The sequence below is a fragment of the uncultured Gemella sp. genome, from assembly GCF_963515875.1.
Lineage (GTDB): Bacteria > Bacillota > Bacilli > Staphylococcales > Gemellaceae > Gemella.
Genome location: NZ_CAUPZX010000054.1, coordinates 1 through 10,863, shown reverse-complemented (window position 1 = coordinate 10,863; position 10,863 = coordinate 1). Strand labels below are relative to the sequence as shown.

The 10,863-nt window shown below is 32.5% G+C and carries 18 protein-coding genes and 3 pseudogenes; all 21 read left to right on the top strand.

Annotated features, from left to right (window positions below; genetic code table 11):
• Nucleotides 1–822 (top strand): hypothetical protein (locus RWL85_RS07935; protein ID WP_314086852.1); only part of this gene is annotated, 822 nt, incomplete at its 5' end.
• Between the two features lie 4 nt (nucleotides 823–826).
• Complete coding sequence (locus RWL85_RS07930) at nucleotides 827–1,189, top strand: RHS repeat-associated core domain-containing protein (RefSeq protein ID WP_314086849.1); 363 nt, start codon at nucleotides 827–829, stop codon at nucleotides 1,187–1,189.
• A gap of 200 nt (nucleotides 1,190–1,389) precedes the next feature.
• Complete coding sequence (locus tag RWL85_RS07925) at nucleotides 1,390–2,061, top strand: hypothetical protein (RefSeq protein ID WP_314086846.1); 672 nt, start codon at nucleotides 1,390–1,392, stop codon at nucleotides 2,059–2,061.
• Between the two features lie 154 nt (nucleotides 2,062–2,215).
• Nucleotides 2,216–2,668, top strand: coding sequence for a hypothetical protein (locus RWL85_RS07920; RefSeq protein WP_003743400.1), 453 nt, complete (start codon nucleotides 2,216–2,218; stop codon nucleotides 2,666–2,668).
• Nucleotides 2,669–2,676: 8 nt separating this feature from the next.
• Nucleotides 2,677–2,862 (top strand): RHS domain-containing protein, encoded by a 186-nt coding sequence (locus RWL85_RS08600; RefSeq protein ID WP_399533799.1) that lies wholly within the window; start codon nucleotides 2,677–2,679, stop codon nucleotides 2,860–2,862.
• Nucleotides 2,863–2,877: 15 nt separating this feature from the next.
• Nucleotides 2,878–3,450: pseudogene (locus RWL85_RS07915) on the top strand (RHS repeat-associated core domain-containing protein); the annotation flags it as partial.
• Between the two features lie 77 nt (nucleotides 3,451–3,527).
• On the top strand, nucleotides 3,528–3,881 hold the full coding sequence (locus RWL85_RS07910; RefSeq protein ID WP_314086839.1) for a DUF4279 domain-containing protein: 354 nt from the start codon (nucleotides 3,528–3,530) through the stop codon (nucleotides 3,879–3,881).
• 99 nt (nucleotides 3,882–3,980) lie between these two features.
• Nucleotides 3,981–4,109 (top strand): annotated as a pseudogene (locus tag RWL85_RS08595) (RHS repeat-associated core domain-containing protein); the annotation flags it as partial.
• A pseudogene (locus RWL85_RS07905) lies at nucleotides 4,106–4,231 on the top strand (glycohydrolase toxin TNT-related protein); the annotation flags it as partial. The pseudogenes RWL85_RS08595 and RWL85_RS07905, both read left to right, overlap by 4 nt.
• A gap of 24 nt (nucleotides 4,232–4,255) precedes the next feature.
• Nucleotides 4,256–4,555: a hypothetical protein gene (locus RWL85_RS07900; protein ID WP_314086838.1), complete on the top strand. Its 300-nt coding sequence runs from the start codon at nucleotides 4,256–4,258 to the stop codon at nucleotides 4,553–4,555.
• A gap of 48 nt (nucleotides 4,556–4,603) precedes the next feature.
• Nucleotides 4,604–4,861, top strand: coding sequence for an RHS repeat domain-containing protein (locus RWL85_RS07895; RefSeq protein ID WP_314086836.1), 258 nt, complete (start codon nucleotides 4,604–4,606; stop codon nucleotides 4,859–4,861).
• Between the two features lie 80 nt (nucleotides 4,862–4,941).
• The gene (locus RWL85_RS07890) at nucleotides 4,942–5,589 is read left to right on the top strand and encodes an Imm43 family immunity protein (protein WP_314086833.1); all 648 of its coding nucleotides are present in this window, start codon (nucleotides 4,942–4,944) and stop codon (nucleotides 5,587–5,589) included.
• Between the two features lie 16 nt (nucleotides 5,590–5,605).
• A complete protein-coding gene (locus RWL85_RS07885; protein ID WP_314086830.1) occupies nucleotides 5,606–6,289 on the top strand; it encodes a hypothetical protein in 684 nt (227 codons plus the stop codon).
• A gap of 179 nt (nucleotides 6,290–6,468) precedes the next feature.
• Entirely contained in the window at nucleotides 6,469–6,921 is a 453-nt protein-coding gene (locus tag RWL85_RS07880; RefSeq protein ID WP_314086827.1) for a hypothetical protein, read from the top strand.
• Nucleotides 6,896–7,183: a colicin E3/pyocin S6 family cytotoxin gene (locus RWL85_RS07875; RefSeq protein WP_314086854.1), complete on the top strand. Its 288-nt coding sequence runs from the start codon at nucleotides 6,896–6,898 to the stop codon at nucleotides 7,181–7,183. The genes RWL85_RS07880 and RWL85_RS07875 overlap by 26 nt, the downstream gene beginning before the upstream one ends.
• Nucleotides 7,183–7,515, top strand: a complete 333-nt coding sequence (imm45, locus tag RWL85_RS07870) for an Imm45 family immunity protein (protein WP_105081855.1) — start codon at nucleotides 7,183–7,185, stop codon at nucleotides 7,513–7,515. Before RWL85_RS07875 ends, imm45 begins: the two co-directional genes overlap by 1 nt.
• A 212-nt stretch (nucleotides 7,516–7,727) precedes the next feature.
• Nucleotides 7,728–8,579 carry a hypothetical protein gene (locus RWL85_RS07865; protein ID WP_314086825.1) on the top strand — a complete coding sequence of 284 codons (852 nt, stop codon included), beginning with the start codon at nucleotides 7,728–7,730 and terminating at the stop codon, nucleotides 8,577–8,579.
• Nucleotides 8,580–8,946: 367 nt separating this feature from the next.
• Nucleotides 8,947–9,267, top strand: coding sequence for a hypothetical protein (locus tag RWL85_RS07860; protein ID WP_105085093.1), 321 nt, complete (start codon nucleotides 8,947–8,949; stop codon nucleotides 9,265–9,267).
• Between the two features lie 166 nt (nucleotides 9,268–9,433).
• Nucleotides 9,434–9,856, top strand: coding sequence for an RHS domain-containing protein (locus RWL85_RS07855; protein WP_199176414.1), 423 nt, complete (start codon nucleotides 9,434–9,436; stop codon nucleotides 9,854–9,856).
• Nucleotides 9,857–9,896: 40 nt separating this feature from the next.
• Complete coding sequence (locus RWL85_RS08590; protein WP_105085091.1) at nucleotides 9,897–10,292, top strand: pentapeptide repeat-containing protein; 396 nt, start codon at nucleotides 9,897–9,899, stop codon at nucleotides 10,290–10,292.
• 90 nt (nucleotides 10,293–10,382) lie between these two features.
• The coding region (locus RWL85_RS07850; protein WP_105085090.1) for a hypothetical protein at nucleotides 10,383–10,863 on the top strand (481 nt) is incomplete at its 3' end.

Here is a 10,863-nt window from a genome sequence, read left to right as displayed (position 1 = left end):
AAAAATAATATGGTAAATGATAGAATTTCAAGTTTTGACGCTTTTTTAGAATGTAAAGATCTATCAATCAATGACTTATTAGAAAAACTACTACATTCTAATACTATTATTCAATATGAAGCAGCAAAAAGACTACAATTTTTTCAGTATAAAGAGATTATTGATATAATCAGAAATATCCTCTTAACTAGTCGATATAGTAAACATAGAGCAATTGCAAATTTTATCTTGGGACAAATACAAGAAGAACTTAGCACTACGGAATTGAAAGAAATTTTCTCTATATTAATTTACTCTATTCAAAATGACAAAAGTATTAAAGTGAAATCATCTGCAATATCTTCTTTAGGACATCTATTCAAAAAATATAATCTAGGAGAAGAAGAATTTCGTACTGTGGAAAATAATATTAGTTCTATTTGGAATATGAATAGATATTCTATAATTATTTCTATTGCATTTAGTTCCGCATACTTCCCAAAAAGAAATTATATAAAAGAATATCTTATAAAAAATTTAAACAGCAAGCATCACAAAATTATTTCATGGGTATTGTATGGATTAAAAGGAAAACATTATAAATCAGAATCAATTGAAAATTTACTAATAGATAAACTGAGCCAATTTAATGAAAAATCTTATATTTACAATGAAATTATTGCATTTTTAATTTCAATTAGTTCTAAAAAAGTTATCCCTTATATTGAAAAGACACTATTCACTCAAAGTAAAATTGATGATGAAATTTATACTGAACTTAAAAATAATCTGTCGGATGAATTTGCGGAATTGAGAAAAAAATTATTAGAAAAATATAAATAGTTTCTTGACGTTCGCCTTAACCGCAAACCTGCTTTCGTCTTCAAAGCCAGTAAAACCAACCGCCTTCCGCCTGCAAAACCAGTACGCTGACCGTGAGACGGGGCTGCATTACAACTTCTTCAGGTATTATGAGGCTGATGTGGGTTGGTTTGTGAATCAGGACCCGATTAGGTTGTGGGGTGGGGAGAATCTTTATTCGTTTGTGCCTAATGCAAATGTCTGGGTTGATCCATTAGGATTATCCGTACAATCAGAGAGTGCTCAACGTGGAATTGATAAAGCAACTAAGTATTTAAAAAGTAGAGGTTTTAAAATTTTATCAGATGAAGTAACAATTAAAGTTTTCGATAGAACATGGAAAAAATAATACAGGACGATTAACGAAAGGTCAAAAGAGATCAGGGTTATTCAATTTGAAAAATCGCAAAATGTTGGAGGAAAATGTCCGAAGGCTGCATATATGGTTTCATCAAAAAATAAGGATAAGCAAACGGATTTGGGTTCCTCCAAAGGCGTTGCTCGCTTTATGACTTTAGTATTGAAAGATTGATTTTAAGGACGATAATTATGAAAAGTAAAGAATTTATTCAAGGTCTTATTGAATATTTGAAAAATAATTTGAATATTCCTGATGCTAATTTTCTAAAAGATAGAATTAAATTTAAAAAAGGAAAATATGTTTATGGTGAAATATCCTTTAGCAATTCTCGTACTTTCGAGGGGGTCATACTTCACCTATATGCATACAATTCTGAAATGGGAAATTTTTTCTCCCAAAATGTTCCTCCTTATGATAAATCGTCAAATCCATATGATTTAGTATTTGTACAACCATCTATCTCGCAGACGCATTTCTTTAAAGCTCCCCCTATTACCTCATTTCCTTATGGAGATACCATTAAATTACCTGAATCTGAGAATGATGCAAAAAACATCTATCCAGATGTATTAAAGCATTTGCAGCAAAATCATATTCCAATCATTATGGCCTTCCATTCCGGTAGCAAAGAAGTTTTAAAATATTTAGCACTTTATCCAGAGGCTTTTCGTTTTAAAGCATTAACCGCTATTTTTATTATAAATAAGAATGAATTACCACTAAATGATCCTTTAATACAGAATATTTTATTGTTTGATAAAAAAGTATTAGAAAATGATAATGGATTGTTTAGCAAGCATGATTTGATCTTCCTGGAAAATTCTTTTGACCAAAAATTAAAACAACAAATTATGCAATAATTAGTCCTTGTAACAAGTCGTAGCCCGCACAAAATCGAAGTAGATACGATATGACTGACCCAATTGGACCTAGACAGAAATCTAATTATGGTCATGACTGACATGTAAAATCTACCTTTGACATTGTTTCATTTTTATTGAGGAGTTGTATGCTATGAATTTAGATGCAGTTAATCCAGAATTAGAATCAAAGATTAATGATTTAGTCTGTGAGGCTTATAATAAACCATTTTTAGAACAAGAAAAGTTATTAAAAGAAGCATTTGAGCTAATACCCAAGCCAGTAACTCAATGGGCTCATCCAACGACAATGGTTACGATTGCTTTGTTTGAGTTGTATTATAAAAATCAAAAATATGAACAGGCTAAGGAATGGCTGAGTATTGCTTTAAGTGTTGCTGACTTAGGAACCACTAATGCAGGGACGTATCTGTTAGCTGGTATTTTTTATTATGACCTTGAAAAATATGATGAAGCTTATAAATATTTTGATATTGCTTATAATGATGCTGGATATTATCCATTTAGTATTGAGGACAAAAAATATTGGCAGTTTTATAAGCAGCGTAAAGACGAATTAAATCCTAAGAAAAAAACCAAAAAGTAAGATTCGATATTTTCAGACGACCTCTACCAAATCGCCAACAACCCTACTACTTTCACTGCAACCAAATCGGTATCCCGAGAGAGATGACCGATAGGGACGGCAACCGCTTATGGTACGGCAACTACACCGACTGGGGTCATCTGAAAAAGGATGAGCGGGTTTACAAGAACGTGCACCAGCCGTTCAGACTGTAAAACCAATATGTCGACCGTGAGACGGGTCTGTATTACAACTTCTTCAGGTATTATAAGCCTGATGCGGGGCGGTTTGTTAATCAGGATCCGAATGGTTTGTGGGGAAGAAGCAATTTTTATAACTATTCTCAAAATGTACAAGTTTGGGTAGATTTATATGGATTGTCGTCTGGTTGTAATGACGGAGATACAAAAGATAGTAAACTAATTAACCCAAAAGAATTGAAATGGATTTTAGATCAAATAGGCACAGATCCACATGCGTTTAAAGCTGATTATGTTGGTAAACGAGCCGTATCTCATTATGATGTTTATAAACAAAATAAAACTGGAGAACTTTTATTAAGAAGAAAAAATTCTTCTGAATTTATTAGAATAGGAATTGGTTGCGATGATGATCTACCTTCTCCTACCGCACCAGCAAAAAAATGTTCATCAACACAAGGGAAAAAACGATCTGCTAACAAAAATTATTGGTTTATTGCTGGTCTTTCAGTTGTAGTTGTCGTAGCTATAGTCAGCCCCTTAGATGGGCCTTTGGGTGATGTGGCTACTATTGGTGCTTTGAGTGGTGCTTTATCGCAATAAAATAACATAGGGGTTTAATGATGCTGAATAATTCAATTGAAGTAACATTTTATATGGAATCAAATGATTATATTAACATGAAAGAAATAGACAAAATACTTAATATTAAAAATGCTGAGTTTTATAGTAAGGGAGATTTATTTACCTCACCAAACAAAAAGGTTCAATTTATAATTGAACACTCTTACTATTCTTTTGGTATAGATAAAGAGGAAAATTTAAATGAAAAAATTAATAAAATTATACAAAAAATAGAAGACATAAAGAAAAATTTAGACTATATATTTAAAAAATATAAGCTAAATAAAGAGCTTATAATTTACAGCTGGGCCAACGATGAGGCTACTCGTGAATATAAAATCTCCTTAAAACAAATTCAATTATTATCTGAGTTAGGAATAGAGTTAAAAATCATTCATTATAATATTTAGTATAAGTGTGGATTAATTTCAAGATCTAACAAATCCCAAAAGCAGTCTGAAATTCTAAACCCTCACTTATCCATCCTTCAGTAAGCCTTCCGCCTACAAAACCAATATGTCGACCATGATACGGGACTGCATTACAACTTCTTCAGATATTATAAGCCTGATGCGGGTCGGTTTGTGAATCAGAATCCGATTGGGATTTCAGGCGGAGACAATCTGTATCTCCAGTAGGAACACCATATCCTATGAGATCCTTACCTCCTGGTTCTAATCGAAAGCCTTATACCATATATAGGGTACTGAAACCAATTGATAATGTAGCTGCAAGTAAAATTATGTCGTGGTTCGGTTAGATTGGATTAGGGATACAGTATGAATTGCCAAAATCTGTTAAATCATATAGAATCTGGGCATCTGGAAGAGGTGAAAATAGGAAAATGTTAAAAATTAATGAATTGGATTCATATCTTAAAAATAAAGGAGTACCAGAAGATAGTTACTCAATCAATGAAGTAAATGATGAATCATTATGTATTGTTGAAGAAAATAAAAAATGGCATATATTCTATTCTGAAAGAGGATTGAGAACCGAAGAATATTGTTGCCAAGATGAACATTTGGCAATTCTATATTTTATCAATCGCTTATCAAAAATGTTAAAATTTTCTTTCGAATGAAAAAAGCAAACTGTAGCTTGTATGAAACCTTCAGTCCCGACGTAGAGTGTGTGCGGTGCGCACGAGATTTCTATTTTTCAGACGACCTCTACTAAATCGCCTCTCTCGACGGCGGCGCACCGCCTCACTTCCGTCACCTTTAATGGTAAGGAACTGGTGCGCTACGACTACGACGGCTACGGCAATTTGACCGCCGTTTACGGACGGGACGGTAAAAAACTGCACGGTTTCGCCTACCGCAACCACGTCATGGTCGATTACAGGCACAAGCGCGACAGCGTGTACAAGATTTACAAGAAAGTTTGAAAAAACGGTTGAGTAAGTTCATATCTGTTGGAGGATGTTCATCTACCAACTCACCCAAACGATTAGATTAGGAGGAAATTATGAAGAAATTAATGGTGTGGGGATATAGCGCACAAAGTTTAGATGAGTTAGCGAAAAGAAAAGTGCCTAAGGTTTCCTTAGGGGAAGTAGGGATATCAGAGGAATTCAACCCTAAAAAAACGCATCCTGATTTTGACTTTCCATGGAGTTGGTTCGTAAAGGGGCAAGAAATTCCTCCAATGCCTGAAAAGGTTTATGTCTGCTTAAAGAAAGCAAGAGGTGTTACTTTTGATTTTCTACCTTATGGCTACAACTTCTTTATCATGTCAGCGCGTTTTTTGGAATTTATTAAAAAATATGGATTTAATTATAATTTTGGTATGAGCGAAGCGATTATTGTCAATACAAAAGGTGAGCTATTGACAAATGAAGTCTATTATTTGGTAAGAATAGTTAGCTGGGAAATTGAGGATGAAATTGTTTACCCGGATTTAGGAAGAAATGAAAAAGGTTTTTCGTTGGAGGCATATACTAATTCGGATAAGGATATTTTGCTGTCTTCCAAATATAAGTATATGGAAGCATTTATGGTGTCAGAAAATTTAAAAGAAAAAATATTAGAAATGTTCTCCTTACCTTTTCTTTATACTTTGAAGGAATGGAAGGAGCAAAATGATTATGAAATTATTGGATTTGATAAATTATAGTAAAAAGGAAACTTAAATGTCAAAATTACTTTTTACCTCTTCTAAAACGCCACATAGTATTGGTTATATTGGAGGAGGAGCCGAACATATTCCGTTAGAATTATGGCCTAAAGTTCCAAATTCTGATACCTATCAAACGCATCTGTTTACTCTTTATTCTGACTTTTTACCTGAAAATGTATTCCCTCGCAGAAATTATTATATTTCTGTTTTTATTTCCATAGAGGAGCATGCACTAGGAGGGGTGAAAGACTCTATTTCATCTAAATATACTGTTAATTGTCAGGATGATTTAATTTTACTAAATGATGGTTTTAGTTGTGCTGTTCTTTATGAAAGGGAACAAGATATCGGCAAGCAAGATTTAGGAAGTATTTCTTTGGAAAGAAAATTTTTTGAAAGACTTGATGAAGTTGATAAAGAAGCTGATGCAAAATACAATGAAGATGAACATTTATTCTTTGAAGATAATGGAATGGGATTGGATGTATCCAAAATTTTTGGCAATCCTTATTTTGAACAAGATATAATATATCCTTCTCCTAAGTTTAATTTTTGCTTGCAATTATTAGAAGAAGATATAGATAAAAAGTTACATATTTTTCAGAATGGTATTGGTTATTTTTATTATGACCAAAATGTTAAGAAAAAACTTCTATCTGGAAGTCAAGCAGGTATTTTCTTTATTCAAAACACTTAATATCATGGAGCTAAATCTCAGACAGTACGGAAATGGATGCTTGATTCTAATAATTATCGATTAGAATATGGACCAGGAAATTGTTCCCGTGGGGCAAAGAGCAAAGAACGTTATAAGAAACTCCGTAAACCTAAAAACGGTAAGCTACCTAAAGGTTGTTAATCTAAGAAGGATAAATTATGTATTTAGATCAAGTAAATTGTGAATTAAACAAAAAAATCAATGATTTTGTATGTAACTCAAATGATGCTACTACGCCGGAGGAACGCATTGATATTCTGAATCAGGCATGGGAACTTTTACCCAAACCAGCCACTCAATTCGTTGAGCCTACTTCAGCAATCGCCTGTGGTATTTCAGAAAATTATAAAAAATTAGGTGATTATCAAAAAGCCCTTGAGTGGATGTTAATTGCACTTGAGGCACGAAAAGATGAACCTGCAGCAGGTGTGTTTATATGGACAGGAATCGTTTATTACGAATTGGGTGATATGGAAAATGCCTATAAATATTTTGACCTAACTTATAATGAGCTACGTTACACACCTTTCTCTATGGAAGACAAAAAATATTGGCAATTTTATAAGCAACGTAAAGAAGAATTAAATCCTAAGAAAAAAAACAAAAAGTAAGATTCGATATTTTCAGACGACCTTTTTTGTACCGTACTTAACCGCCGCTACGCCTACTTGGACAAGAGCAAAAAATATTGAAAGATTAAATCCAAAGAGGACAATATATACTGATGGTACAAACTTTTATTCTTTAGATACACAACATGGAAGGTTTGAAAAACTAAATAAGAAGGGTAAACACATGGGTGAAGTTGATATGTGTTTAAATGAAAAAGGTAAACAAGATTCTAGTAGTGAACACGATATAAGGATTAAATGATGCAGAAATTAGTAAATTATCATAGTAATTTGACGCATGGTACCGTTTTTAGATTTCCAGGTTCATATCCACATGAAAAATATGTTGATCTGATATTAGTTGAATTTCCAGATAGTGATAGAAAATTTGGTCTTGTTGTATCTACTGGTCATAAAGCGGGATTGATTTTAATTAAACTTCCAAAGGAAGCTGAATCAAATAACTTTGCTGGAATAGATAGACAATGGGTAATAGATAACTGGAATAAATGGATATATGAGACTTGTAATGTTGATGATGTCTATGTAATTCAAAACTACCCAATTCCTGTTATTGATTACAGCAAGCCGTAGCCCGGAGAAAACCTTCAGTCCTGTCGTAGGGTGTGTGCGGTACGCACGCACGCGGTTTCTATTTTTCAGACGACCTCACTATTTTTTTTGAGGTCGTCTGAAACATTTGTTCTTTAACAATCTCATTAGCAATGGCATTCTATCTAAAGGTCGTTTTTCCTGATGGCTGAGAAGCTAATTGACATAGATAAATACAGGAAAGGATATATATTATGTTGAAAATATTGAATAATTCTTTGGATGGAATTGTATTGGGTCAAAAAAAGGCTGACTTTGATGATGTTATTTTAAATAATCCTAATTATTCATTAGAGTTTAATAAAAAACACAAGATACAATCTGATTCAGAATTGATTACTGTATCTTCCTTGAGGAATTGTGATGAATTTTGCTTAAATGGAAAAGTTATTAACTTTTCAAATCTTGAAAAATTTTTAGAAGAGGGGGATCCTCTAATAGAAGTTTCGGATGAAGAAAATTATTTTTATATTTTTCCAAAATATAATTTAGTTTTATATGTTGACTATAAGGATAATTTGTTTCTGCAGATATTAATTTACGATGAGAGTATAAGAGATTTATATGATAATAAAGGTAAAAAGTATTCAGACTTTCAAAAAAGTAAACTTAAAAACCCAACTTTAAATCATGATAAATTAATATTTATTCCTTATAAGAGCATAGGTGATTTTGAATTAAATTGTTCTCTATCAGATGTTATAAGAAAATATGACATATCAAACAATGTTATCCCGAAGGTAAAAAATATTATAGAGATAAACAATTTTGTACTAAGGTTTGATAATGAAAAGTTAACTGAGGTTACAATTTTCAATGATAAGAAAGTAGAGTTTGCAATATACTATAATGAAATGGATATATCATCAAAAAAAGGGCTTACTGAGTTATTAAGTCAATATGATGTTATTGAGAGAACGAAATCTAAATATCTTTTCAAAGAATTAGGTCTAGTTGTAGAAAAAGATATGTCCGAATTTCGTTTTTTTGAACAATCATTATTAAAATTTTGGGTAAATTTGCATAGACCTATTACTAGCTGGTAATCACAAGTAAGCCATAGTAAACTTAACAAAATTAGATCCCAAAACAGGTAAACCTATACAAATTAGAAGCTATGATGCAAAAGGGAACCCCGTAAAAGACACCGACTTTGATCATAACCATGGTTTTGGAGACCTTCATGCACGTGACTGGAAATATCCATCAGATAAAGCACCAAATAAAGTCCGAGGAGAAGGACGAGTATTAACAAAAATGGAAAAATTCAACTTAAAATTTGGCAAATGCGCACAAGTATTTCCTGGATTAAGTAGCTTAACAACCAGATTTATAAGTGGAGTAAGTCTTTTGTTATTGCCTAATTCAATTAGCCAATGTCAAGATTTAGATTTCCATGAAAAATCTAGATAAATGTGGGGCAAAAAAGAAATGAATATACATGACAAGGAAATTGTTGGTTTTTTATATAAGAAAAATGATCAATTACTCGTATTACTTTCATCCGATGAAAATAATATCTTTTTTAATTCAGTAATTTTTTTTCATTTTAACAACGTTTCGGACCAAAATATTATTTTTGATATACATGAATGGGGAAAAGAAGATATTCCAAATGAAATTATTAAACTTTTTCCTTGTATAAATCCCTTTATAGAAGATAAAGAAATATATAATTTTCATTATATAAATTCATCTGTTGGACTAGAGGGTATTGTTATCACTAAAAAATAACATTTCTGCGCAAAATATCGTTATGCTGAGATACTACTGACGTCTAAAGAAAACTTGACCTAAGATAACCGGCTATCAGAAAAACGACTTAGAAGCTTCCAATGACAGCAGCTATTACTACGGCTACTTCGATGACCTGACCCACTGGGAACTAGCCAACGGAAAAGTGCAGAACTACTTCTACGACCTGCATGACCAACTGGTTAAAGCGGAATTCTTTAAAAAAGATGGTTCGAAAGAAACTTGGGTGTACAGCTACAATGCTTTGGGCCGAAGGATAGGCAAAGGCCATCTGAAAAACGAAGAAGTTTCAGACGGCCTCGAAGAAGAAACCAGATTTGTTTGGGACGGCAGGTATACCTATTTCTACACCAATCCCGACAGTTACGAACCTTTGGCGCAGGTACGCAACTGGACAACCGAAGAAGGCGAAAGTAGCCAACAAACCCACTACTTCCACTGCGACCAAATCGACATCCCACGCGAGATTGCCGATAAGGACGGCAATCTGGTTTGGTTTGGGGATTATTATAATTGGGGCAAACTGAAGAGCGAAACCAACGTAACGGGTGTCCAAGAATACCTTTGAAAGATATACAACCAGACCCTATAGATTGGTGGTAATAATAATGATATCAAATGACATTCAAGAATTACTTAAAAATATTACAAAGTCTCTAATTAAAATCGAAACAAAAGAGTTAGATGCTTTAATTTCTAGACAGTTAACCCATATAGATAATATTGATTTTCACAGATACGAAATATCCCATAGGAAAATTGAAAGTCTCAAATTTTCTTTCTGTTCATTTCGTGGTGCTTTCATAAGCTATAGTTCCTTTACTAATTGTAATTTTATTAATTGTTCTTTTATTACGGCAATAGTTTGTAATACAAAATTTACTAATTGTACATTTATTAATTGTGTATTCAGATCAACGCATATACAAGATAATTTAATATCTAACTGCTCTTTTCAAAATTGTCATATAGAAGATAATATATTTTCTACAAATAAAACATAATTTATGACAATGTTGAATAAGGCATTCGGGCCGCCTTTTAGGTGGAAAAATTCCCATGTCTTATTGAATTACAGAAAGAAACTTTAAAAAATGGCAAGAAAAAAACAGAAATGGCAGGTAGGCGATTATTTTGGCATTCCCATAGAAGATGATTTTTTAGCTGTTGGACAGATTCTTGGAAGATATGATTGGATAGGTGTAGCCTGCTTAATTACCAAAATGAAAATTTCCTCAAAAAACCTTCCTTTATATGAAGATATAAAAATAGATAAAAACGATGTTATTGCTGCTATGTTTATTACTGAAGAATCGTTAGATAAAGGATTCTGGCCAATTATTCAACAAGGTATAGTAAATAAAAATATACTGAAACAATATTTTCCTAATATTGATTTAATTGAACAAGGAAATATTATTGGTATTAATACCGAAGGTTCAGCTATTATTGATGATTTTATTAAAGCTTATTTTAGTCTAGCACCTTGGGATGACTGGCATGACCCCGAATACCTTGATAAACTTCTTATTTCTCCCGACAAAAAACCTGAAAATCTCATCTATAAGAACAAAT